We start from the raw sequence: 23,702 nt of genomic DNA on the forward strand, positions 1-23,702 counted from the left end.
GTCAGCCTCCCGCGTTCGCTCCGGCGCCGGCGAACGAGACGTTCTTCGCCTCGCCCTTCAGGATCACCGCGCCCTGCTCCACCCGGACCGCCTTCGGGGTCACCTCGAACGGCAGGCTCCCGGTGTCCACCGTGGCCTTGAAGTTCGGCAGCAGCGCCTTCTGCACCTGAGGGGGAACGACGGTGGTCTCGCCGTCATTCCCGAACTGGAGCCGCTCGGGCGTGATGTGGATGGCGGTGCCGTCCAGCTCGATCATCGCGAAGCAGTACAGCTCCAGCTTCTCACCGGCCAGCTGCAGCGTGCCCGACATGCGGACACCCGCCGAGGCGTCGTCCTCCGACTCGTCCGGCGGCTCGATGGTGGTCGGCGTGTCGGGGTCCGAACCGCCGTTGAGCACGTAGTCGTCGCTGGCCGGGTCGATCTTCAGGTTCTCGATCTTGGTCAGCGGCTCGACCCTGGCGATGTCGCTGTCCTTGAGCTTCACCTGGCCCTCGAGCGTGCCGATCTTGATCGTGTCCACCTTGCCGCCGACCAGGTCGGACAGCGGGGCCTCGACGTCACGCAGGTGCGCCTGCAGCTCCACGTCACGCAGCACGTCCTGCACCGGCACCCCGGCGGCGGACAGCGAGATGTGACCGTACTCACCGCCGAGCGCCTGGGTCAGGAACGGGAAGCCGTGCACGGTCACCGACGGGTCCTCGGTCAGCTTGAACTGCTCACGTGCCTTCTGCGACACCGTGTGCTCGGCGAACGCGGCGGCGCCGAAGTCGGCCGCGGTGAGGATCGCGGCCAGCACCACCACCACGATGATGATCCGTCGCGCGCGCCTCCCGCGGGGTCGCTCGTGGGGCCGTGGGGCGGTCGTGTCGTACTGGGTCACCGGGCCGCTCACTCGTCCGCGCTTCCTCTCACCAGGGGTTCTGGATCGACGCAAGCTGCCGCGATCGGATGTGACCAACGCGGCAGCGCTATGTCTTTCCCGTGTTCAGTCGCTATTCTCACTCAGCACCGACCCGAGCCGTTCTCCGAAGCGGCGTGCTCGCGACAACGATAAGGCGGTGTGGCGATGAGCCTGGACCTGCTGGTGCTGACCGCGGAACCCGAGGCCACTTCGGTGCTTCCCGCGTTGGATCTGCTGCCGCACACCGTACGCGTCCGGCCGCCGGAGGTCACCGCCCTGCTCGACGCGGGCCACCGCGACGTGATCCTGCTCGACGCCCGCACCGACCTGGCCTCGGCGAAGAGCCTGTGCCGGCTGCTCAAGGGCGCCGGTGACGAGGACACCGCCACCCCGGTGATCGCCGTGGTGGGCGAGGGCGGGCTGGTCGCGGTCAGCTCGGAGTGGCGCACCGACGACATCATGCTCCCCACCGCCGGCCCGGCCGAGGTGGACGCCCGGCTGCGGCTGGTCAGCACCCGCGACGGCGGCGGCCAGCAGGCCGACGCCGAGGTCCGCATCGGTGACCTGGTGATCGACGAGGCCACCTACACCGCCCGGCTGCGCAAGCGCACCCTCGAGCTGACCTACAAGGAGTTCGAGCTGCTCAAGTACCTCGCGCAGCACGCGGGCCGGGTGTTCACCCGCGCCCAGCTGCTGCAGGAGGTCTGGGGTTACGACTTCTTCGGCGGCACCAGGACGGTCGACGTGCACGTCCGGCGGCTGCGCGCCAAGCTCGGCCCGGAGCACGAGCAGATGATCGGCACCGTGCGGAACGTGGGTTACAAGTTCGAGCGGCCGGTCAAGGGCGCGAGCAAGCCGATGACCGCCGAGCAGCCGGTCGAGCTTCCGCAGCAGGAGTACACCCGCCGGTAGATTCGGCGGCATGTCGAACGCGCGGTGGTCGGAGCAACTGGACGAAGCCGAAGCCGGGCAGGTGCGTGCGCTGTTGCACGCCGCCCGTGAGGCGGACGGGCGCCCCGAGGAGATCGAGCCGCCGTCCGGTGGGCTGCACCTGCTGAGGCACGAGGACGGGGAACTGGTCGGTTACACCCACCTCGACACCGCCGGGGATTCCTTCGGCCGCCAGGTCGCCGAGCTGATCGTGCGGCCGGACCACCGTCGCCGCGGGCACGGCACCGAGCTGACGCGGGCACTCCTGGCACGTGACGGTGACCTGCGCATCTGGGCACACGGCGACCACCCCGGTGCCGCGCGGATCGCCGCGAAGCTCGGGCTCCAGCGCGCGCGGGAACTGCTGGTGCTCAGCGCGGACGTCGACGGCCAGGAGTGGCCGGAACCGAAGCTCGCCGACGGCGTCTCCCTGCGCACCTTCGAGCCCGGCCGCGACGAGGAGGCCGTGATCGCGGTGAACGCGCGTGCCTTCGACTGGCATCCCGAGCAGGGCGCGCTGACCGTCGACGAACTGCGGGCCACCGAACGCGAGCCGTGGTTCGACGCCGACGGCTTCTTCCTCGCCGAGCGCGACGGCGCGGAAGGCACCGTGATCGGCTTCCACTGGACCAAGGTGCACCCGCCGAACCCGGCCCGGTTCGGCGGCGAGCCGGTCGGCGAGGTCTACGTGGTCGGCGTGGACCCCGGCGCCCAGGGCGGCGGGCTCGGCAAGGCCCTGACCCTGGCCGGGCTGCGGTATCTGCGCGAGCGCGGGCTCAAGCAGGTGATCTTGTACGTCGAAGGGGACAACGCGCCAGCCGTGGCCGTGTACACAAAACTCGGTTTCGGCCGCCACGAGGCCGACATCCAATACTCCCGTTAACCCGGAGCCAGCAGCCCGTCACGGTGGGCAAACGCCCAGGTCACGGCCAGGACACGAGCAGCTGTCGAGACTAGTAGTACTGCTCACAATGGCGGCCTTGTTCACCTTCCGTTCATTTGTTGACGGCCAGCCGTCCACTGTCGCTGCCTACTGTCCGGAATCGGCGCGGCCAGCCGCCGCGGCCCAAACCCCCGGACTCTCTTCCATGCGGAGGAAATGCAGTGAAGATCAAGCGGCCGCACGCGGTCATCGGCCTGGTGGCGGGCGCCGCCCTCGTGCTGACGGCCTGTGGCTCCGACCCCGCGGCGACCAACACCAGCGCCCCGCAGACCGGCGCCGCCGCGGCGCCCTCGGGCACCGCCCAGGTCGATTGCGGTGGCAAGAGCCCGCTGTCGGCTGAAGGTTCGTCGGCCCAGAAGGCGGCGATCGACATCTTCTCCCAGCAGTACCAGCGCAAGTGCGCCGGCCAGCAGCTGAACTACAACCCCAGCGGTTCCGGCGCGGGCGTCAAGCAGTTCATCGCCGGCCAGGTCGACTTCGCCGGCTCCGACTCGCCGCTGAGCGCCGAGAAGGGCGAGGTCGAGCAGGCCAAGGCCCGCTGCGCCGGCACCGAGGCGTGGAACCTGCCCCTGGTGGTCGGCCCGGTCGCGGTCGCCTACAACCTGCAGGGCGTGGACAAGCTGGTGCTCACCCCCGAGGTCACCGCCAAGATCTTCAACGGCGGCATCAAGACCTGGGACGACCCGGCGATCAAGGCGGTCAAGGGCAACGAGAACCTGAACCTGCCCGCCAAGCCGATCCAGGTCGTCTCGCGCTCCGACGAGTCGGGCACCACCGACAACTTCCAGCTGTACCTGGAGGCCGCCGCGCCGCAGGCGTGGACCCAGGGTGCGGGCAAGCAGTTCAAGGGTGGCGTCGGCAACGGCGCGGAGAAGTCCAACGGCGTGGTCGAGGCCGCCAAGGCCGCTGACGGCGCGATCACCTACGTCGAGGCCGCGTTCGCCAAGGACGGCGTCAAGCCCGCCCTGATCGACAGCGGGGCCGGCGCGGTCGAGCTGACCCCGGAGAACGTCGCCAAGACGCTCGACGGCGCGAAGTTCAAGACCGAGGGCACCAACGACCTCGCGCTCGACCTGGAGGCGATCTACTCGTCCAAGGCCGCGGGCACCTACCCGCTGCTGCTGGTCACCTACGAGATCGTCTGCTCGAAGTACACCGACCCCGAGGTGGCCAAGGCGGTGCGCGCGTTCCTGAACGTCGCCGCCACCGACGGTCAGCAGCCGCTGGCGGAGAAGGGCTACGTGTCCATCCCGCAGAGCCTGCAGGACAAGGTGCTGACCGCGGTCAAGGCGATCGCCTGATCTGCTTGCGGGCAGCTTGAGACGAGGGTAGAGACAGGCCAAGGCAACCAAGCCGATGAACGAGCCAATCTCGACGCGGACGCCCACCGGTGACACCGGTGGGCGTCCGCCGTCCGCATCCGCGCCGGAGGGTCCGATTTCCGAGCAACCAACGCCCGTCGCTTCGTCCAAGGGCGGCAAGGTGCGGCCGGGTGACCGCATCTTCAAGAACCTCACCACCGGCGCCGGCATCTTCGTGGTCATCCTGATCGGGCTGATCGGGTTGTTCCTGCTGCTGCAGGCCATCCCCGCGCTGCAGGCCAACCAGGTCAGCTTCTTCTCCAGCGTGTGGGAGACCGGCGACTCGAAGAACCTGCGGTTCGGCATCGCCGACCTGCTCGCGGTGACCGTGGCCACCTCGCTGGTGGCGCTGGTCATCGCCATGCCGGTGTCGCTGGGCATCGCGTTGTTCCTGACCCAGTACGCGCCGCCGCGGCTGGCCAGGCCGTTCGCCTACGTGATCGACCTGCTGGCCGCCGTGCCGTCGATCATCTTCGGCCTGTGGGGCCTGCTGTTCCTGGCCCCGGTCCTCGAGCCGGTGGCGCAGTGGATCAACGACACGCTGGGCTGGATCCCGATCTTCGGGGACGGCAACATCGCGCCGAACATCCGCAGCACCATCTTCACCGCCGGCGTGGTGCTCGCGGTGATGCTGCTGCCGATCATCACCTCGCTCACCCGCGAGGTCTTCGAGCGCACGCCGACCGCGCAGATCGAAGGCGCGCTGGCGCTGGGCGCCACCCGCTGGGAAGTCATCCGGACCACCGTGCTGCCGTTCGGCAAGGCCGGGTACATCGGCGCCTCGATGCTCGGCCTCGGCCGCGCGCTGGGTGAGACGATCGCGCTGTCGATCATCCTGTTCATCCCGGTCGGGCGGACCTTCGACTGGAGCGTGTTCGACGGCGGCGCCACCTTCGCCTCCAAGATCGCGTCGAACTACGCGGAGTTCAACGACGTCACGTCGGCCGGCGCCTACATCGCCGCCGGCCTGGTGCTGTTCCTGCTGACCTTCGTGGTCAACTTCGCGGCCCGGTCCATCATCGGCGACAAGAAGGGGGACTGAGCCATGACCGCGACGATTCCCGACGCCGACCGGCCGGCCGTCACACCGGCGTTCCAGCAGGTCAGCCTGGCTCGCAAGACCAAGAACGGGGTGGCCACCGTCCTGGTGTGGCTGGCCTTCCTGATCGCCGTCATCCCGCTGGTCTGGGTGCTCTGGACGGTGGTCGAGAGCGGCATCACGCGCATCCCGTACACCAACTGGTGGACCGAGGACTTCTCGCTGGTGCTGTCCGACGAGGTCGGCGGCGGTGTGCTGCACGCCATCGTCGGCACCCTGCTGCAGGGCCTGGTCTGCGCCATCATCGCGGTGCCGCTGGGCCTGCTGGTGGCGATCTACCTGGTCGAGTACGGCCGCCGGACCCGGCTGGCCAAGGTGACCACGTTCATGGTCGACATCCTGTCCGGGGTGCCGTCGATCGTGGCCGCGTTGTTCATCTACGCGCTCTGGGTGACCACGCTGGGCCTGCCGCGCAACGGCTTCTCCGTGTCGCTGGCGCTGGTGCTGCTGATGGTCCCGGTGGTCGTGCGGTCCTCGGAGGAGATGCTCCGGATCGTGCCGGACGACCTGCGTGAGGCCTCCTACGCGCTGGGCGTGCCGAAGTGGAAGACGATCGTGAAGATCGTGCTGCCGACCGCGCTGTCCGGCATCATCACCGGCATCATGATGGCGCTGGCCAGGGTGATGGGCGAGACCGCGCCACTGCTGGTGCTGGTCGGCTACTCGTCCTTCGTGCACTGGGACATGTTCCAGGGCGAAATGGCGTCGCTGCCGCTGCTGATCAACAACGAGCGCGCGACGAACTCGATGACCGAGGGCAGCGTCGGCTTCGAACGCATCTGGGGCGCCGCGCTGACGCTGGTGCTCATCATCGCCCTGATCAACCTCGCGGCCACGCTCATCGGGCGCCTGGTCGCCCCCAAGAAGAAGTAGGAACCCCATGGCCAAGCGCATCGATGTCAAGGATGTGGACATCTACTACGGCAAGTTCCACGCGGTGGACAGCGTGACGCTGTCGGTGCCGCCGCGGAACGTGACGGCGTTCATCGGGCCGTCCGGCTGCGGGAAGTCGACCGTGCTGCGGACGCTGAACCGCATGCACGAGGTGATCCCCGGGGCCAGGGTCGAGGGCCAGGTGCTGCTGGACGGCGAGGACATCTACGCCAGTTCGGTGGACCCGGTGCAGGTCCGGCGCACCATCGGCATGGTGTTCCAGCGGCCGAACCCGTTCCCGACCATGTCGATCAGGGACAACGTGGTGGCCGGGCTGAAGCTGGCCGGCACGAAGAGCAAGAAGCAGCTGGACGAGGTGGCCGAGCGGGCGCTGCGCGGGGCGAACCTGTGGAACGAGGTCAAGGACCGGCTGAACAAGCCGGGCGGTGGCCTCTCGGGTGGTCAGCAGCAGCGGCTGTGCATCGCGCGGGCGATCGCCGTGCAGCCGGACGTGCTGCTGATGGACGAGCCGTGCTCGGCGCTGGACCCCATCTCCACGCTGGCGATCGAGGACCTGATCGCCGAGCTGAAGAAGGAGTTCACCATCGTCATCGTCACGCACAACATGCAGCAGGCGGCGCGCGTGTCGGACCAGACCGCGTTCTTCAACCTGGCCGGCGTCGGCAGGCCGGGGCAGCTGGTGGAGCTGAACGACACCGAGAAGATCTTCTCGAACCCGGACCAGAAGGCCACCGAGGACTACATCTCGGGCCGCTTCGGCTGAGGTTCACCTGATCGTGTGAACGGCGGCGAGCCTGGCTCGCCGCCGTTCGCGTTTTCGGCGGGCCGCCGGGAATGCCGGACCGGATTGGTACGTTCGTACCCATGGTCAGTGCGTACATCGGCGGTGCGGGAGAACCGCTGCCCAGGCCCGGTTTGCTCGCGCTCGCCGGGCGCACGCTCGGCGCGGTGCCGCCGACGCTCCAGGTGCTCATCGGCATCGTGAGCGTGCAGGTCGGGGCCGCTTTCGCGAAGCAGCTGTTCGCGGTCACGGGCCCGGCGGGCACGGTGACGCTGCGCCTGTTCTTCGCGGCCGTGGTGCTGTTGCTGCTGTGGCGCCCGGCGCTGCGGATGGGCCGTCGTGCCCTGCCGGTGGTGCTGGGTTACGGGCTGGTGCTGGCCGCCATGAACATCTTCTTCTACCAGGCGATCGCCCGGATCCCGCTGGGCATCGCGGTGACCATCGAGTTCCTGGGCCCACTGGGCGTGGCGCTGGCCGGCTCCCGCCGCTGGCGGGACGCGCTGTGGGCGCTGCTCGCCGCGGGCGGCGTGATCCTGCTGTCCGAGACGCGCGGGGACATCTCCCTGGTCGGCATGGCCCTGGCCCTGGCCGCGGGCGTCTGCTGGGGCGCGTACATCCTGCTCGGCGCGGCCCTGGGGAGCCGGACCAGTGAAGGCAACGGACTGGCGCTGGCGATGGCGTTCGGTGCCCTGGTCGCCATGCCCACCGGCATCATCGAGACGGGGACCGGCCTGCTCGACCCGTGGGTCTTGTTCATCGGGCTGATGGTGGCGCTGCTGTCGTCGGTGATCCCGTACTCGCTGGAGCTGGAAGCGCTGCGGAAGATCCCGCCGCGGGTGTTCGGCGTGCTGATGAGCCTGGAACCCGCGGTCGCCGCCATCGCCGGCCTCCTGCTCCTGGGAGAGGCGCTCCACCTGCCCCAATGGCTGGCCATCTGCTGCGTCGTCGCCGCCTCCATCGGCGCCACCCGCACCGCCAAACCAGAAATCTAACCGCGGCCGCGCTCTCCCCCTAAGCACGAGCACGTGCCCCCAGCCGACCCGGCGCGGCTCACCGCGCGAAACCCTTGCCCTGTCACGAATGTGGCTTTCGAGACGCCTGACGTCCCGAAAGCCACATTCGTGACACCCCGGCAAACCGTTGCCCGCCAAGCAACCCTTGCCCACGGCAACTGGCTCACGGCCAGGAAGAGGTCGGCGTGTTCCCGACCGGAGTCGTTGCCCAGCAACAAACCTTGGCACCGGCGGCCGACGACACGGACTTGTCCAGCGCGTCATCTCCGGGAGCACCTGTCCCTCGTACCTGATAGTGGCATATGCCAGTATCAGGTACGAGGGGGTGGACATGGTTCAACGGGATCAGCGGGCCTTCGTTCGGTTGCTGAGGGCCAATCGCGAGGTGGGCGCCGTGATGGTGCGCCTGGCCAGGGAGATCGACGACGCCGAGTGCAGTGCTGCCGACCTGCGCCAGGTCGCGGAGTTGCTGACCGGCCTGGCCGACGAGGCGCGCGAGCGGGCCGAACGGATCGAAGGAGCGGGCCGATGAGCGGCAGCGCCGTGGACCCGGACTTCGACCGGCCGTTCCGGGAGGCACTCGGCGAGCGGCTGCGCCAGCTCAGACGGGCGCGGCGGCTGAGTCGCGACCAGCTGTGCGCGCTGCTGCACAACGACATGTCGATCGGCACGCTCGGCAGCTACGAGTCCGGCGCCCGGCGGCTGACGGTGTCGCGGCTGGTGGAGCTGTGCGAAGCGCTCGGCACCACCGCGCACGAGGTGCTCGCGGCCGTCCATCGCGACCTCCGGCCGTCCGGCCCGCGCATCCGCGTGCGGCTCAAGGTGATCACCCAGGCAAACGATCCGGCGCTGAGACCGCTCCAGGCCTGGGCGATCGCGAGAGCCGCCACGCTGCCGCCGGGCCCGGACCCGGAGATCGAATTGGACGAAGCCGTGCTGCGGCAGGCCGCCACGCTGTGCGGCATGACCGTGGCCGAGGTGCTGCACCGCCTCCGGGAACAGCTCGAATGACCAAGTGTCCGCGCGCAGCACACGGGCCCGTCAGGTCGTGCACTCCTAGACTGCGTGGTCGCGGAGGGGGGTGCGATGGTCGGGCTGGATCGGCTGGTCAATGTGCTGGGCGGCTACGGGGTGCGCCTGGTGTGCTGCCCCGTGCCTCGGGCGGTGAAGTTGCGGAGTGTGGTGCTGCGCGAGCAGGACACGCCCACCAGCGGCGACGTGTTCCTCGCCGTTGGTGCGCGGTCCGTCGCCGAGGGGATCGCCTGGGCGGTGGAGGCGCGTGCGAGTGTCGTCCTCATCCACGGCGACGCACCGCGCGAAGCGGCCGAAGCGGGTGAAGCCGCCGGGATAGCCGTGCTCCTCGTGGACCCCGCCGTGTCGTGGAGTCAGCTGGCCGGGGTGGTCTACGGCCTGGTCCTCGAGGGCCGCGAGACCGAGTCCGGCCGGGGACCCACCGACCTGTTCGCGCTCGCCGACAGCCTGGCCGAGGCGGTCGGCAGCGCGGTGACCATCGAGGACAGGCTGTCCCGGCTGCTCGCCTACTCCCGCTCGCAGCAGGGCACCGACCCCGCCCGGCTGGACACGATCCTCGGGCGGCAGGCACCCGACGGGGTGCGCGTGCTCTTCGACGAGCGCGGCGTGTTCGCCAGGCTCGCCGCCGAGGACGGGCCCTTCTTCGTCGAGGCCGACCAGGCGCACGGCCTCACCGGGCGCATGGTGGTCGCCGTGCGGGCGGGCCGCGAGCTGCTCGGCTCGGTGTGGGTGACCTGCGGCAGCCCGCTGACCGGCGAGCGGCGCACCGCGCTCGAGGACGGCGCGCGCACCGTTGCACTGCACCTGCTGCGCTCGCGCGCCAGCGCGGACCTCGAGCGCCAGGTCGAATCCGACCTGGTGATCAGCCTGCTCGACGGCACCGCCGACGCCACCACGGTGGTCAGCAGGCTCGGCCTGCCCCCTGGCGCGCTGCGCGTGGTCGCCGTGCGCGCGCACATCGCGGCCGAGCGGCACGCGGCGCTGCTGCTCGCCTTCGACCGCGCGACCACCGGGTTCGGCTGGTCGCGGCCGGGGCGCAGCGCGTTGTCCGGCAACACGCTCTACACCGTGCTGCCCGGCGAACACGGCACCACCGCCCGCGGCTGGGTGACCGGCCTGCGGGACGCGCTGCCCAGCCAGGTCGTGCTGACCGCCGGGATCGGCGGCACCGCGGCCGCCGCCGAACTGCCCGCCAGCCGCCAGGAGGCCGACGAATGCCTGGCGCTGCACGAGACCCGGCCTCCCGGCACCCCGCCACCCGCCTACGACGAGTCGTGGCACGACATCCTGCTCCAGCGGTTGCGAACGGCGTCGCGCGCGGGCCGCACCCCGGCACGCGGGCCGGTCGCCGAACTCCGCCGCCACGACGCGGCCCACGGCACCAGCCACGTGCCGACGCTGCGCGCGTGGCTGGAGGCGCAGGGCGACCTGGCCGCCGCGGGCGAGCGGCTCGGCGTGCACCAGAACACCATTCGTTACCGGCTGCGCAAGATGGCCGAGGTCGCCGCGCTCGACCTGGACGACCCGCGCAAGCGGCTGGCCATGATGATCGAACTGGCTACTGTCGATTCTGAACAAGATGAGCAGTCCGGTTTGTAGGAATCGGACAAGCCGCTCGGTCGTTGTCCGGGTGATCCTGGCCCAGAGGTCTTCGGAGGTGAAGTCATGGGCATGGACGGCGGGCCGCGCTCGGCCGTGGTGGCCGGTGCGGGCATCGTGGGCCTGTCGGCCGCGTGGTTCCTGCAGGAACGCGGGCTGGAGGTCACCGTGGTCGACCGGACCGGCGTGGCCGCGGGCGCGTCCTGGGGCAACGCCGGCTGGATCGCGCCCGGCCTGGCCATCCCGCTCAACGAGCCCTCCGTGCTGCGCTACGGCCTGCGGGCCATGCTGAACCCGGCCGCGCCGCTGCGCATCCCGCTGACCGCCGACCCGGCGCTGTGGTCCTTCCTCGCCCGGTTCGCGCTGAACTGCCGGTGGCCGTCGTGGACCAGGGCGGTCCAGGCCAACCGGCCGCTGAACGACGAGGCCATCGAGGCCTACCAGGTGCTCACCGCGAACGGCGTGGTGGCGCCCGTGGCCGACGCGCCGATCACCGCCGCCTTCGAGACACCCCGGCAGGCGGCCGGCCTGCTGCGCGAACTGCGCCGGATGGCCGACGCCGGGCAGCCCGTCGAGCACGTTGCCCTCGAGGCCGACGCGTTGCGCGAGTACGTTCCGCTCGCCTCCCGCAAGCTCACCGCCGGAGTGCGCATCGACGGCCAGCGGCACCTCGACCCCGGCGGCTTCGTGCACGCGCTGGCCGAGTCCGTGCGGGCCCGCGGCGCCACCTTCCGCACCTTCGAGGTGGCCGACGTCGACGCCCGGGACGGGGAAGTCGTCGTGCACGGACGTGGTGGCGCGGAGGCGAAGGCCGACGTGGCGGTGATGGCCACCGGTGCCTGGCTGTCGCGGCTCGCCGCCCGCTGGGGAGTGCGGGTGCCGGTGCGGGCGGGACGCGGTTACTCGTTCACCGTGCCGGTGGACCGCCCGGTGCCCGGCCCGATCTACCTGCCGGACGCGCGCGTGGCCTGCACGCCGTACCGGGGCGCGTTGCGCGTCGCGGGCACGATGGAGTTCCGCGGGCCGGACGATCCCGCCGCGCCCGCGAGGGTGGCCGCGATCGCCGCCTCCGCCCGGCCGCTGCTGGACGGCGTGCGCTGGGACGAGCGCCGTGACCTGTGGGTCGGCCCGCGCCCGGTCACCCCGGACGGCCGCCCGCTGATCGGCGCGGTGCACGACCGCGTGTACGTCGCCGGTGGGCACGGCATGTGGGGACTGGCGCAGGGCCCGGCCACCGGGCGGCTGCTGGCCGAGCGGATCACCACCGGCAAGCAGCCGGAAGCCTTGCGCGAGTTCGACCCGCTGCGCTGAGCATGGACACCAGGGACACCGAACTGGCGTGGCTCCGTTCGGAGAACGCGCTGCTGCGCGTCGAGCGGGACATGCTCCTGCGCCTCGCCACCGAATTCCAGGCACTCGAAGAGAAAGCAACCATGACCCGAACCGTTTGGCTCACCCCGCACGCCCACGAGCAGCTGCGCGCGGAACTGGCCGCGCTGCGTGCCGCCGGTCCCGGCGACGAGCTGGACGACCCGGCCGGGCTGCGGCACCGGCAGCGCGTGCGTGAACTCGAAGACCTGCTCGCGCGCGCCGTGGTCGGCGAGGACCCGCCGGACGACGGGGTGGCCGAGCCCGGCATGGTGCTCACCGTCCGCTACACCGACGGCGGTGCCGACGACACCGAGACCTTCCTGCTCGGCACCCGCGCCGCCGGGCGCGAGGACCTGGAAATCTGCTCGCCGGAGTCACCGCTGGGCTCCGCGCTGATCGGCGCGCGACCCGGCGAGCAACGCACCTACCAGGCCCCGAACGGGCGAACTTTCCACGTCACCCTGCTCACCGCGGTGCCGTACGGCCACCATCGCGCCGGCTGAGGCAACCGGGCGGTCACCCGCTTCCGTCCTGGAGGCATGAAACGCCCTGGCGTGCTGCTTTCGCTGGTCCTGTTCCTCGTTCCGGGGTGCTCCGAACCCGGTGAAGCGCTGGACGCGAAGGTCGCGGTGGTCCCCGGCGTGCCCGCGTCCGACGGCGCCCTCAGCGACCAGCCGATCGACACCGGTGTGTTCCAGGGCTGGTACGGCCAGGGCTCCACGCTCGGACACCTCGCCACGGCTCAGCCCGGCAGCAACTACGTGGTGGTCTCCGGCCGCGGCTGCACGCTGCCGGAACGATCCGAGCTGATCCGCGAAGGCGACGACCTGCGTGCCCGCTTTGTCGAGGAGGGCAAGGAGGTGGACTGCGCGGCCCAGTCGGGCTGGATCGCGCAGTTCACGGTCAGCGCCGACGCGGTGCGCGGGGTGCGGACCATCGGCGGCAGGCAGCCGCTGTCCCCGGCCGGGCCGGGCACGCTGGAGGAGTTCATTCCGCTCGGCAGCCGCCCGGTGGACGTCCGGCACGCCGAACTCGGCACCGATCAGGCGCGCGACCTGCAGCAGGCGCTCGAACGCGCCGGCAGCACGAACCTGGTCCGCGCGGGCGCGACGCTGGCGAGCACCCCGCCGCAGCGCCGCCGCGGGTTCGCGTTCGTGCTGACCGGCTGCGCCGAGCTGGCCGCGGTGCTGGTGGTCGACCGCACCACGCTGACCGCGAAGGCGACCGGTGGCGACGGCACGAACTGCGCCACGGCGAACCACTTCCTCGCCACCTTCACCATCGACCGCGACCGCATCCCGGTCGATCCCCGGCTCAGCCCCTGAATTCGAAGTCGGGGTGGTCCGGCGACGGCCCGTCGAGCAAGGGCTGCGGCCGGTGCCGCAGGTGCTCGTCGAAGAACGCGGTGAGGTAGGCGCGCTGGGACGCCATGCTGCGCGCCGGGTCCACCGTGCCCAGGAACGGCGTGGTGTCCACGCCGAGCTTCGGCGCGAGCAGCTGCTGGTCGGTGTAGCTGAAGTGCTCGCCGGCGGGCAGGTGCAGCTGACGCAGCCAGGCGCGGTGGTGACGCTGGAACTCCTGCCACGACAGGTCGGACGCGGTGCTGTGGTCACCGGCGCTCATCAGCAGGAACGGCCGGTCCAGACCTTCGTTGGCCACGCGGCCGAAGTCGCGGTTGCCCTGGTGGTAGGCCATGCTGCCGTCGAGATTGACGCCCGCGTCGATGCGCTGGTCGGAAACCATGGTCTCTCCAGCCGTGAAACCTCCACCCGAATGGCCGAACATGCCAACCCGGTCGAGGTCCAGCGCGCGGCCGAGGCCCGGTGGCAGGCGGCGGTGCCCGGCGTCCGGATTTCCGCCCTGTGCCAGCACTTCCAGCTGGTCCAGCACAAAGCGGGTGTCCCGCACCCTGGTCGCCATCATCAGCTTCGACACCTCGACCGACTGCGGGGGCATGGCGTGCCCGGCCACCCGGCCATCGGGGAACTCCACGGCCACCGCCTCGTGCGTGTGATCGACCGCGACCACCACGTAGCCCCGGCTGGCCAGGTGTTCGGCCTGCGCGGTGCCGAGCGCCCGCGACTGCTTCACCCCGGGCGAGTACAACACCACCGGCCGGTGTCCGAAGGCCGCGGCGTCGCGGCGGGAATGGGTGGCGAACCGGTAGTCGAACCGCGCGGGGTCTACGCCGATCAGGCGACCGTCCGCTTCGGCCGCGGCCGCGGCGACCCCGGGCGCCATGTACGGCGCCTGCGGGTTTCCGCTGGGCAGGGCGGGATAGCGCACCGTCACCATCAGTTCCCGGACCGCACCCGGCACCCACGGATCCGCCCGCGTGTGGTCGACGAGGTGCAGTTCCGTCACGCCGACCGGGTACCGCCCGCCCGGCTCCGGCAACGCGGACCCGGTTTCGGCCGAAGCGGCCGGGACGCCCAGCACGGTCGCGGCGAGCAGACCCGCCGCCAATGCTCGTTTCCTCATGCGTCGAAGCTAGGGAGCGCGGGGCCCCGGCACATCCGGATGATCACCGACCCCGCCCCGGAGATGGTGAAGTCACACCGGAATCACGGTCGGTACGATTAATCGGGATAGCCCACTAGGCTCGCGCGGGTGGAGAACGAGCTGGAGCTGGGCATGCGCGAGCGCAAGAAGCTGCGCACCAGGAAGGCGCTGATCGCGGGCGCCCTCCGGCTCTTCCACGACAAGGGGTTCGACGAGACCACGGTCGCGGAGATCGCCGCCACGGCCGACATCTCGGCGCGCACCTTCTTCAGCTACTTCGAGAGCAAGGACGACATCGTCTTCTACGACGCGCACGCGCGGCTCCAGCGGTCGCTGGACCTGCTGGGCAGGCGCGCGCCCGGCGAGAGCGCCGGCGAGCTGCTGCGGCGGGTGCTGGAGCAGAGCGTGTTCAGCGTGGCCGACGACACCGACTTCGACCGGGCGCGGCTGATCGAGTCGGTGCCCGCGTTGCAGGCCCGCGAGCTGCACCTGCTGTTCGACACGCAGCGGCGGCTCGCGCACGCGCTGCACCGCGCTTGCCCGGCCGAAGTGGACCTGGTCGAGGCGGCGGCCATGGTCGGCGCCCTGGTCGGCGCGATCAAGATGGCGATCGCGGCGAGCCGGGGCCGCGGCGACGATCCGGGGGCGACCGAGGAAGCCGTGCGCCGCGCCGCCGACCTCGCGCTCGCCGGGCTCAACTCACGCGACGGAAACCGGGCGGCAGCGAGAAATCCCTGATCGAGCCGTCGGCGGCGACCGCGACATCCAGCGTGCCGCCACCGACCGGCAGCCCGCGCACCTCGAAGGCACCGATCGGGGACGGCGGTGGTGCCAGCGTGATCGTGCCCGCCGGGACATCGGCCTCCAGCCCGAGGAACGCCTGCAGCAAGGCCACCGCGGACGCTGCCGACCACGCCTGCGGACGGCAGGAAGCCCCGTAGGGCAACGGAACCGGGGACTCGTCGGCGCCGAATCCGGCGTACAGCTCCGGCATCCGGTCGCCGAACGCACCCGCCGCGGCGACCAGCTGCGCGCCGAGCCGCACGGCCGCCTCGTGGTGCCCCGCGCGGGAGAGGCCGCGCACCACGATGGCCGTGTCGTGGGGCCACACCGAGCCGCAGTGGTAGCTCAGCGGCGCGTATCCGTCCATTGTGGACGACATGGTGCGCAGGCCGTGGCCGGCCGCCAGGTCCGGGCAGAGCAGGCGCTCGGCGATGGCGGCCGACTCCGCGGTGTCGACCAGGCCGGTGCCGAGCAGGTGGCCGATGTTGCTGGTCAGCGCGTCAACCGGGGTTTTGGCGCGGTCGAGCGCCAGCGCCGGGAAGCCGTTGACCCAGAACCGTTCGCGGAAGCGCGTGCGCAGTTCGGCGGCCCAGTCCGCGAGGCCGTCGGCCGGTTCGCCGAACGCGGTCAGCAGGTCGGCCGCGCGGAGCACGGCTTCGTGCTGGTACCCCTGGACCTCGCACAGCGCGACCGGCGGTTCGGCGCGCCTGCCGTCGGCGAAGCGGACCGCGTCCGGGGAGTCCTTCCAGCCCTGGTTCGCCAGACCGCGCCCGGATTCGTCCAGGTATTCGGCGAACCCGTCGCCGTCGGTGTCGGAGAGTTCGGTGATCCACGTCAGCGCGGCGCGCAGGTTCGGCAGCAGCTCGCGCACGCGGTCCTCGGGCAGGCCCCAGCGCCACGCGTCGTGCAGGAGGCACACCCACAGCGAGGTCGCGTCGATGGTGCCGTAATACCAGGCGGGCAGCGACATTCCCCGCAGTTGGAAACCGGCGCGGCGGCGTTCGTGCAGGATCTTGCCCGGCGCTTCACCGGTGTCCGGATCGTGCTCGCGACCCTGTGACCGGGCGAGCGTCCGCAGCGTTCCGGCGGCGAGATCGGTCGAAACGGGGAGGAGCAGGCGCGCGGCCCAGATGCTGTCGCGCCCGAACAGCGTGAGGTACCAGGGCGCGCCCGCGCCGGTGAAAACGTCGCCGGGGTGCTCGCGCTCGGCCAGCAGGAGGCCGTCGAGATCGGCGAGCGAGCGGTTCAGGAAGGTGGTGAACCGGCGGTCGTCGGCGCGGATTCCGGGCCCCGCGAGCACGGACGCACCCGGCACGAACAGCGGTTCTTCGTCGGTGGCTTCGACCGACCAGCGCAGCGTCGCCGGGGCTTCGACCGTCCAGCTGGCCACGATTTTGCCGTCCCGCAGGGAGAATTCGGCGCCCTCGGCGGTGACCCGGCTGGTCACGCGGCCGGATTTCCAGCGGGCGCCCGAGCCGTCGAGCACCGGAGGCAGCGCCGCGCGTGCGCCGCCGCCCTTGATCTCCTCGATGGGCGCGAAGTCGGCCGACAACGTCAACTCGACCACGCACTGCACCGGGCTCGACGCGGTGCTGGCCAGCTCGAGTTCCTCGCGCATGCCGTGCGCGTCGGCGGTCCGGTACCGGCGGAGCCACACCGTGGGATCGGGGCTGGGGTCGCCGAGGTCACGCAGGAGCCCGGTGAACTCCCCGCGAGCGGCGGACGCCTCGGCGAACCCGATCGGCTCGGGCTCCCGGCCGTCGACGGTCACCACCGCTTCGCCGAGCACGCGCACGTCGCCATGCAGTACGCCCTGGGTGCCCTGGGCGCGGAGCTGGCCGTCGCGCCCGGAAAGCACCACGGTCGGCGCCCGTAGCGCGATCGCGAGTTCGTGCAGCAACGGCTGTCGTCCCATACGACGACTCCTTCCTGGACAGCTGCCCACAGTGCCACAACGCCCAAGACGCAACTCACCGGTTGCGCGCGGCGAACCAGCCTGGGCGCTCGAAGCCGAGCGCACGGAGCACGCCGAAAACCAGGCGGCCGCGCTCAAACGCCTCGCCGAGGGTCAGGACGACGGGTTGTAGTGCTCGTAAGCGGCTTCCGCGGCCGTCTTGAGTTCGTCCGCCTCGACGCGGCCTTCGGCTTCCAGCACGGCGACCCAGGCGTGCACCGACGCGCCCGCGTACTCGCGTATCTCCGGCGTGTCCTGCTCGAACGACTCGCCCCGCAGGTGCCAGTGGAGGCCGAGCACCGACAGGTCCCAGCCCGGTCCCACGGAAAGCGCGCCCGAATCGGGGAAAACCCCGGCGGGCACGGTGTGCTCCAGCACCAGCACCGTGGTGTCGTGCTCACCGGCGGATCTCGCCGCCCGCGTTGCCCTCCAACTGGTACTTGCCGCCCACCTTCAGCTCACCGGTGATCGGCAGGAACCACCGCGGAATGCGCTCCTCGTTGGTGAGCGCGTCCCAGACGTCCTCGACCTCGGCGTCGTAGGTCCGGGTCAGGCGCAGCGCCCGGACCTCCCCGGCGGGACCGGGCTGGTTGGCGACCTCGCGCCGGACCGCGTTGATCTCGTGGACGAGGTCGATCATTTCCCTTGTCCCTTCCGCCGTTCGCGCTTGCCGCGCGCGAGTTCGGTGCCCAGCGCGTCCAGGCGCTGGTTCCAGAAGCCGCGAAAGTGCTCCAGCCATTCGTCGACTTGGTGCAGCGGGGTGGCGTCCACGGCGTACAGCCGCCGCGTGCCATCGGCCCGGACGGTCGCGAACCCGTTCTCCCGCAACACACGCAGGTGCTGCGAGACCCCCGGCTGCGAGATCCCGAACTCCTCGCGGATGACCGCGGTCACCGCACCCGAAGTCTGCTCACCGGTGGCGAGCAGCTCCAGGATGCGGCGCCGCACCGGGTCAAGACTGCCAGAAGGCGCAGTGGTGCTCGGCGGCCAGATCGACCGGGCGGATGTCACCCTGCCCGCTCGGTGCCAGCGAAAGCGCCTGCTCCGGCGTCCACCGCGGCCTGCCGGGGCCGTTCGGGTCACCGTCGCGGGCGAAGGCGGTCCAGTAGTCGATCATCTGCTCGGACAGCCGACGCTGGTCCGGTGCCAGCGGGAACTCGATCCCGCCGAGCGCGAACAGGTACGGCAGCTCCACCCCGTGCGCCGCCCCCAGCGGGATCGGCCCCCCTTCGGCCAGCGGCGAATGCCGGTCGGCGAATTCGTAGGCGTACACCGGCACCTCACGCGCCAGCGCCCGGCCCGCCGAAAGCTGCGTGCACGACCAGATCCGGTCGGTGGTCACCGCGGCCCACGCGTGCGCGGGCGATTCGTACGCCGACAGCGGGTACTCCGCCGCGATCCGCGCCGCCTGCTCCGGCCCGGCCATGTTGACCAGCAGTTCCTGGTACTTCGCCGCGTCGATGGGGCCGAACGAGACCAGGTAGCTGCGTGCCTCGTCGTGGTTGTTGCCGGAGAGCACCGGCACGCGGTGGAACCGCCCGTCCCGCAACGCCTGCCCCGGATCCCGCGGCAGGACCGGCGTGCCGGTCGCGGAACTGGTGAACCGGGTGAACTGGCCCATCAACTCGGCCGCGGGCCGCGCCCGGAGGCAGTCGATCGTGGGGCAACCGAGTTCGGCGGCCATCGCGTCGCCGTCGGCCTCGATCCGTTCCCGCGGCACCCAGTACGAACCCGCCTTCTGGTTCGGGTACTGGCTTGCGTTCTCCCAGCTGAAATCACACGAACCGCTCTGCATGATCGCGCGGTGGAACAACCCGGCCGAGCGCGGCGAGGTCAGCTGCGCGCAGGTGCTCATGCCGCCCGCCGACTCCCCGGCCAGGGTCACGTTGCCGGGATCGCCGCCGAACGCGGCGATGTTGCGCTGCACCCAGCGCAGCGCCGCCTGCTGGTCCTGCAGGCCGAAGGTGCCCGAACCGGGCAGGCCGTGCCGGCCGTAGAAACCGAAGATGCCGAGGCGGTAGTTGATCGTCACCACCACCGCGTCCCCGCGCGTGGCCAGGCGCTCCGGGCCGTAGTTGCTCCCGGCGCCCATGAAGAAGCCGCCGCCAGGGGTCCAGACCACCACCGGCTTGCGCTTCGCGCCCCCGGCGGGCGTGGTCACGTTGAGGTACAGGCAGTCCTCGTTCGTGCTGCCCTGCGGTGCTTCCGGGTTCTTCTCCTGCGGGCAGACGCTGCCCGGCGCGGTGGCGTGACGAACCCCTGGCCACGGTCGCACGGGCTGCGGCGGCCGCCACCTCAGCTCACCCACCGGCGGCGCCGCGTACGGCACCCCCTGGAACGTGCGCACCTGCTCGGTCACCGTGCCGCGCACCGCACCGGCGTCGGTGCGCACCACCGTCGGAGCACCGGCGGCGGCCGCCGGTGTGACCACTGTGGACAGTGCAAGTAGGCCGGCGCACACGGCCGTCCGCTTTCTCATGGGCCCCTCCCTCGTTGCTGAGGAACCCAGCTTCGCCGCGACGGCACCTCCGGCGAATCACCTGTGCGGTCAGCCGGAGGTCGCCCGATCGGTGGATCAGGCGTCGGTGCGGGTGAGCCCGGTGAGGATGCGGCCGAGGAAGTCGGCGTCGGCGCCGATCGGTTCGCCGGTCATCAGCGGCTCCGGCACGACGGACCGGCGCACGTCGCGGCGCGGCAACGCGACCGCGCCCGCGGTGATGCCGATCGGCAGCGGCAGCTCGCACCAGATGCGCTTGCCACCGCCACGCAGCGGTTCGACGCCGGCGTGGTCACCGTCGAGTTCGGGAGCGGTTTCCGGCGGCTGCCCGTCCTCGACCTCGATGACCAGGCAGTCACCACGCACCTGCAGCCGCACCAGCACAAAGCCGGGCGTGTCCGGGGCGGCGCCCTCGACCGAGGCGGTGACCAGCTGGGCGACCAGTTCCTCGGCCTGGTCGATCAACGGGTCGAGCGACCATTCACCGAGCGTGAATCTGACGAACATCGCCGAGCAGCTGACCGCACTCGGCAGCGCGACCAGTCGGATGTCGTCGATTTGGGCGGCTTGCGCGTTCACCGTGCTCCCTTCGTCCCCGACCACGGTGACCGGCATAATGCCAGCTCACCCACTCGGTGTCACCCGTCGGGGTTACATTCCTGGTGGTATCTGGGGCCGGTTTCGCGCCTCCTCTCAGTGATGCGAGGGGGACGTGTGATGGCACTGGAAGAACTGTCCACCACGGTGTGTGGTCGCCGGGTCCGGTACACCACGGGTGGCATCGGCACACCGGTGGTGTTTCTGCACGACGAGGGCGCCGGATTCCGGGAGGCGCTCGAAGTGATGACTACGCGGCGTATTCGCGTGCTCGCGCCCGAGCACCCGGGCAGCTCTCCCGAATGGGTGACCGAATTTTTACATTCGGCCGGCGTGCGTGAACCGGTCACGCTGGTCGGCCACCGGCTCTGCGGTGCGGTGGCGGTCCGGACCGCGCACGCCACCCTGCACACCGTGCGGCGGCTGGTGCTGGTCGACTCGATCGGCGCGTCGGCGCTGCGCCCGGCGCTGGAAGGCCTGCGGCGGCGCGAACTGCCGGTATCGCTGCTGTGGAGCGCGGACCGGTCCTGGCGGTGGTCGGCGATGAACGCGCTGAACCTGGCGCTGGGCCAGCCGGGTCACCTGATCGTCTCGGCCGGGCAGAACTGGTCGGCCGGTCTCGGCCAGGTCATCGCCGACCTGGTGCGGCCGCGGCTGAACCTCGGTTTCCGGCCGGTCGCGCTGTCACTCTGCCGCGGCTAGCGCGCGGCGCAGCAGGAGCCGCAGGGTCTCCTGGTCGGCCTCGCTCAGCTTGGCGAGCGGCGAGGCCTCGGCCACCGCGTAGAGCATCGCGGTGCGCACGCGCTCGCCCTCCGGGGTCAGCTGGAGCGCCTTCGACCGGCGGTCGCGGTGGCCGGGCACCCGCTGGGCGAGGCCGCGTTCGGCGAGCCGGTCGGCCAGGAAGGTGACGCTGGAGCGGTCGCAGCGCAGCCGTTCGGCCAGCGTTTTCATCGCGGGCGGGGGCTGCTCCGGGTCGATCGCGTAGAGCGCCTGCGCCAGCGGGGCGGTCAGGGACAGCTCGACGAGCGTGCGCTCCATTCGCGAACTGGTGTGGTCCGCGACCGCCAGCAGGAGGGCGATCAGCTCGTCGAAGGTGCTCACGCGCGCACACTAGTTGAAGACCCCCTTAGTTCGCAAAACAAACTAGTGGCTGGGGTAGCGTGCCGGTGGTATGAGCGCTGATCCGGACGCCGTGGTGGTCGGCTCGGGACCGAACGGCCTGGTCGCGGCGGTGGTGCTGGCGCGGGCCGGGCTGCGGGTGCAGGTCCGCGAGGCCGCCGCGGAACCCGGCGGCGGGCTGCGCTCGCTCCCCCTGTTCGACGACGGGATCGTGCACGACATCTGCTCGGCCGTGCACCCGATGGCCGCCGCCTCCCGCTTCTTCCGCGAGTTCGACCTGGCCGCGCGCGGGGTCGAACTGCGGGTGCCGCCGGTCGCGTACGGGCACCCGATCGATGGCGCGGAGTCGGCCATCGCGTACTCGAGCCTGGACGAAACCTGCGCGCGGCTCGGCATCGACGCCCCGCGCTGGCGACGGCTGATGGGCCCGCTCGCGGTGCGGAGCAGGCAGCTCGTCGACCTCCTGCTCGGCGACGGCAGGCACCTGCCGCGCGACCCGGCCGCCGCCCTGCTCCTGCCCCCGCGCGTCCTGGCCCACGGCACGCTCCTGGCCAACCATGCTTTTGCGGGCAAAAGAGCGCCGGCGCTGCTGAGCGGGGTGGCGGCGCATTCGGTGACCGCCCTGCCCAGCCTCGCCGGCGGTGGCGCGTCCCTGCTGCTGGGCCATCTCGCGCACTCGACCGGCTGGCCCATCCCGGTCGGCGGCAGCCGCCGGATCGCCGACGCGCTGATCGCCGACCTGACCGCGCACGGCGGTTCGGTGCGCACCGAGGCCCCGGTCACCGATCTTCGCGAACTGCGCAAAACGCCCGCGATCCTGCTCGACGTCCATCCCAAAACCCTCCTTGACCTGGGCGACCGTCTTTTGCCCGCAAAAGCAGGCAGGCGGCTTTCGCGGGCAAAAGAAGGGCCGGGGGCGGCCAAGGTGGACTTCCTGGTGTCCGCGCCCATCCCGTGGCTCGACCCCGAGTTGGCGCGCGCGGGCACGGTGCACCTCGGCGGCACGCGCGAGCAGGTGTACGCCGCCGAGACCGAGGTCGCCCGCGGCCGCCGGGCCGCCGAGCCGTTCACACTCGTCGCCGAGCCGATGGTCACCGACCCCACGCGCGGCCGCCCCGACCGGCGCCCGGTCTGGGCCTACTGCCACGTGCCGAACGACGACCGCGCCGACCCGGTCGAACTGGTCACCCGCCGCATCGAGCGGTACGCGCCCGGCTTCGCCGACACCGTGCTCGCCGCGCGCGGCGTCAGCGCCCACGAACTCGGCGAGTACAACCCGAACTACGTCGGCGGTGACATCGGCGCTGGCGCGGTCACGCCGTTGCGCCTGGTCACCGGCCCCTTCCCGGGCTGGGACCCGTACCGCACCCCGCTCGGCGGCGTCTACCTCTGCTCGGCCGCCACCCCGCCGGGCCCCGGCGTGCACGGCATGTGTGGTTACTTCGCGGCGCGCAACGCGCTGCGCCGCGAATTCGGGGTGCGGGAGATGCCGGAACTGTCCTATCGTCCGGCCCCATGATCGACACCGGACTCGCCGGCCGGGTGGTGCTGGTGACCGGCGCCCACAGCGGGATCGGCGCGGCGATCGCCCGTGCGTTCGGCGCGGAAGGCGCCCGCGTCGCCAGCCACTACCTGGGTGAACAGGACGCTCCACCCGATGGTGTGCAATGGGCACACAGCGTCGGCCCTGTCGGCTCCGTCGAGGGCGAAGGCTTCCAGGCCGATCTCGCCGACGACGAAGCCTCGGTGCGTCTGCTCGACCGCGTCGAAGCACGCCTGGGACCGGTGGACGTGCTGGTCAACAACGCCGCGCACTGCGAAACGCCGGACACCATCGAGACCATCAACGGCGGCAGCCTGAGCAGGCACTACTGGGTCAACGCCATCGCGCCCGCGTTGCTCACCGCCGAACTCGCCCGCCGCCACCGCGGTGGCCGCCCGCCGTGCGTGGTCAACATCTCCACCGACGCCGCCCGCGCGTTCCCCGGCCAGCTCGGCTACGGCACGTCGAAGGCCGCGCTGGAGGCGTTCACCAGGGCCGCCGCGCTCGATCTCGCGGCCAGCGGCATTCGCGTCAACGCGGTCGCGCCCGGTCCCGTGCAGACCGGCTGGATGGACGACGAACTGCTCGGCGAGGTCCGCCGGATCGTGCCGCTCGGCCGCGAAGGCACCCCGGAGGACATCGCCGACGCGGTGGTTTTCCTCGCTTCGCACCAGGCCAGGTGGATCACCGGCCAGGTGGTGCAGGTCGCGGGCGGGCACGCGCTCTGACCCCGTCAACACCGCGTCAACAACGCGCGCCGCGGTGTCAGCAGCGTGTAGGCGA

Annotated in this window: 26 protein-coding genes; 17 read left to right on the forward strand and 9 right to left on the reverse strand. The window is 71.4% G+C overall.

The genetic code is table 11. The features are described 5' to 3' along the window. Position 1 precedes the first annotated feature (1 nt). Entirely contained in the window at positions 2–880 is an 879-nt protein-coding gene (locus tag A4R43_RS32490; RefSeq protein WP_162788875.1) for an LmeA family phospholipid-binding protein, read from the reverse strand. 186 nt (positions 881–1,066) lie between these two features. Here A4R43_RS32490 and A4R43_RS32495 point away from each other — a divergent pair, with 186 nt between their 5' ends. The 13 genes from A4R43_RS32495 (at position 1,067) to A4R43_RS44270 (ending at position 13,249) form a co-directional block, all read left to right on the forward strand. Next, a complete protein-coding gene (locus A4R43_RS32495; RefSeq protein ID WP_113698026.1) occupies positions 1,067–1,813 on the forward strand; it encodes a response regulator transcription factor in 747 nt (248 codons plus the stop codon). Positions 1,814–1,823: 10 nt separating this feature from the next. Next, on the forward strand, positions 1,824–2,714 hold the full coding sequence (gene mshD / locus A4R43_RS32500; protein WP_113695583.1) for a mycothiol synthase: 891 nt from the start codon (positions 1,824–1,826) through the stop codon (positions 2,712–2,714). 221 nt (positions 2,715–2,935) lie between these two features. Beyond that, positions 2,936–4,075: a phosphate ABC transporter substrate-binding protein PstS gene (gene pstS / locus A4R43_RS32505; RefSeq protein WP_113695584.1), complete on the forward strand. Its 1,140-nt coding sequence runs from the start codon at positions 2,936–2,938 to the stop codon at positions 4,073–4,075. A 181-nt stretch (positions 4,076–4,256) separates the two neighbouring features. Next, positions 4,257–5,177 carry a phosphate ABC transporter permease subunit PstC gene (gene pstC, locus A4R43_RS32510; RefSeq protein WP_113698027.1) on the forward strand — a complete coding sequence of 307 codons (921 nt, stop codon included), beginning with the start codon at positions 4,257–4,259 and terminating at the stop codon, positions 5,175–5,177. 3 nt (positions 5,178–5,180) lie between these two features. Beyond that, positions 5,181–6,107 (forward strand): phosphate ABC transporter permease PstA, encoded by a 927-nt coding sequence (gene pstA, locus A4R43_RS32515; RefSeq protein WP_113695585.1) that lies wholly within the window; start codon positions 5,181–5,183, stop codon positions 6,105–6,107. Between the two features lie 7 nt (positions 6,108–6,114). Then, entirely contained in the window at positions 6,115–6,891 is a 777-nt protein-coding gene (gene pstB, locus A4R43_RS32520; protein ID WP_113695586.1) for a phosphate ABC transporter ATP-binding protein PstB, read from the forward strand. A gap of 101 nt (positions 6,892–6,992) precedes the next feature. After that, positions 6,993–7,901 (forward strand): EamA family transporter, encoded by a 909-nt coding sequence (locus A4R43_RS32525; protein WP_113695587.1) that lies wholly within the window; start codon positions 6,993–6,995, stop codon positions 7,899–7,901. A 415-nt stretch (positions 7,902–8,316) separates the two neighbouring features. Beyond that, on the forward strand, positions 8,317–8,454 hold the full coding sequence (locus A4R43_RS32530) for a hypothetical protein (protein WP_162788665.1): 138 nt from the start codon (positions 8,317–8,319) through the stop codon (positions 8,452–8,454). Beyond that, positions 8,451–8,933, forward strand: a complete 483-nt coding sequence (locus tag A4R43_RS32535) for a helix-turn-helix domain-containing protein (RefSeq protein WP_113695589.1) — start codon at positions 8,451–8,453, stop codon at positions 8,931–8,933. Before A4R43_RS32530 ends, A4R43_RS32535 begins: the two co-directional genes overlap by 4 nt. Before the next feature lie 75 nt (positions 8,934–9,008). After that, entirely contained in the window at positions 9,009–10,553 is a 1,545-nt protein-coding gene (locus tag A4R43_RS32540) for a PucR family transcriptional regulator (protein WP_113695590.1), read from the forward strand. Positions 10,554–10,619: 66 nt separating this feature from the next. Continuing rightward, entirely contained in the window at positions 10,620–11,864 is a 1,245-nt protein-coding gene (locus A4R43_RS32545; protein WP_113695591.1) for an NAD(P)/FAD-dependent oxidoreductase, read from the forward strand. A gap of 2 nt (positions 11,865–11,866) precedes the next feature. Then, complete coding sequence (locus A4R43_RS32550; RefSeq protein ID WP_113695592.1) at positions 11,867–12,427, forward strand: GreA/GreB family elongation factor; 561 nt, start codon at positions 11,867–11,869, stop codon at positions 12,425–12,427. A gap of 36 nt (positions 12,428–12,463) precedes the next feature. Next, positions 12,464–13,249 (forward strand): hypothetical protein, encoded by a 786-nt coding sequence (locus A4R43_RS44270; protein ID WP_236808416.1) that lies wholly within the window; start codon positions 12,464–12,466, stop codon positions 13,247–13,249. On the opposite strand, the gene A4R43_RS32560 is transcribed toward A4R43_RS44270, so the two are convergent. Then, a complete protein-coding gene (locus A4R43_RS32560; RefSeq protein WP_113695593.1) occupies positions 13,239–14,405 on the reverse strand; it encodes an alpha/beta hydrolase family protein in 1,167 nt (388 codons plus the stop codon). The two genes, A4R43_RS44270 and A4R43_RS32560, sit on opposite strands and share 11 nt — an antisense overlap. A gap of 129 nt (positions 14,406–14,534) precedes the next feature. Between A4R43_RS32560 and A4R43_RS32565 the strand changes: the two genes are divergently transcribed. Then, complete coding sequence (locus A4R43_RS32565; protein ID WP_205215119.1) at positions 14,535–15,164, forward strand: TetR family transcriptional regulator; 630 nt, start codon at positions 14,535–14,537, stop codon at positions 15,162–15,164. Here A4R43_RS32565 and A4R43_RS32570 read toward each other — a convergent pair. The 6 genes from A4R43_RS32570 to A4R43_RS32595 all read right to left on the reverse strand — a co-directional run bounded on the left by A4R43_RS32570 (position 15,121) and on the right by A4R43_RS32595 (position 20,275). Then, on the reverse strand, positions 15,121–17,124 hold the full coding sequence (locus A4R43_RS32570; RefSeq protein ID WP_113695594.1) for a glycogen debranching N-terminal domain-containing protein: 2,004 nt from the start codon (positions 17,122–17,124) through the stop codon (positions 15,121–15,123). The two genes, A4R43_RS32565 and A4R43_RS32570, sit on opposite strands and share 44 nt — an antisense overlap. A 153-nt stretch (positions 17,125–17,277) precedes the next feature. Next, the gene (locus A4R43_RS32575) at positions 17,278–17,547 is read right to left on the reverse strand and encodes an SRPBCC family protein (protein ID WP_113695595.1); all 270 of its coding nucleotides are present in this window, start codon (positions 17,545–17,547) and stop codon (positions 17,278–17,280) included. 13 nt (positions 17,548–17,560) lie between these two features. Beyond that, positions 17,561–17,803 carry an SRPBCC domain-containing protein gene (locus tag A4R43_RS32580; RefSeq protein WP_113695596.1) on the reverse strand — a complete coding sequence of 81 codons (243 nt, stop codon included), beginning with the start codon at positions 17,801–17,803 and terminating at the stop codon, positions 17,561–17,563. Next, positions 17,800–18,156: an ArsR/SmtB family transcription factor gene (locus A4R43_RS32585; RefSeq protein ID WP_113698030.1), complete on the reverse strand. Its 357-nt coding sequence runs from the start codon at positions 18,154–18,156 to the stop codon at positions 17,800–17,802. Before A4R43_RS32585 ends, A4R43_RS32580 begins: the two co-directional genes overlap by 4 nt. Further along, on the reverse strand, positions 18,116–19,642 hold the full coding sequence (locus A4R43_RS32590) for a carboxylesterase/lipase family protein (RefSeq protein WP_113695597.1): 1,527 nt from the start codon (positions 19,640–19,642) through the stop codon (positions 18,116–18,118). Before A4R43_RS32590 ends, A4R43_RS32585 begins: the two co-directional genes overlap by 41 nt. A 96-nt stretch (positions 19,643–19,738) precedes the next feature. Then, positions 19,739–20,275 (reverse strand): ATP-binding protein, encoded by a 537-nt coding sequence (locus A4R43_RS32595; protein WP_236808417.1) that lies wholly within the window; start codon positions 20,273–20,275, stop codon positions 19,739–19,741. 102 nt (positions 20,276–20,377) lie between these two features. On the opposite strand from A4R43_RS32595, the gene A4R43_RS32600 reads away from it, so the two are divergent. After that, the gene (locus A4R43_RS32600) at positions 20,378–20,959 is read left to right on the forward strand and encodes an alpha/beta hydrolase (protein ID WP_113695598.1); all 582 of its coding nucleotides are present in this window, start codon (positions 20,378–20,380) and stop codon (positions 20,957–20,959) included. On the opposite strand, the gene A4R43_RS32605 is transcribed toward A4R43_RS32600, so the two are convergent. Further along, entirely contained in the window at positions 20,942–21,358 is a 417-nt protein-coding gene (locus A4R43_RS32605; RefSeq protein ID WP_113695599.1) for a MarR family winged helix-turn-helix transcriptional regulator, read from the reverse strand. The two genes, A4R43_RS32600 and A4R43_RS32605, sit on opposite strands and share 18 nt — an antisense overlap. Before the next feature lie 70 nt (positions 21,359–21,428). Here A4R43_RS32605 and A4R43_RS32610 point away from each other — a divergent pair, with 70 nt between their 5' ends. After that, the gene (locus A4R43_RS32610; RefSeq protein ID WP_113695600.1) at positions 21,429–22,895 is read left to right on the forward strand and encodes a phytoene desaturase family protein; all 1,467 of its coding nucleotides are present in this window, start codon (positions 21,429–21,431) and stop codon (positions 22,893–22,895) included. Continuing rightward, positions 22,892–23,647: an SDR family NAD(P)-dependent oxidoreductase gene (locus A4R43_RS32615; protein ID WP_113695601.1), complete on the forward strand. Its 756-nt coding sequence runs from the start codon at positions 22,892–22,894 to the stop codon at positions 23,645–23,647. Before A4R43_RS32610 ends, A4R43_RS32615 begins: the two co-directional genes overlap by 4 nt. Positions 23,648–23,702 lie beyond the last annotated feature (55 nt).

Source organism: Amycolatopsis albispora (genome assembly GCF_003312875.1).
Classification (GTDB): Bacteria; Actinomycetota; Actinomycetes; order Mycobacteriales; family Pseudonocardiaceae; genus Amycolatopsis; species Amycolatopsis albispora.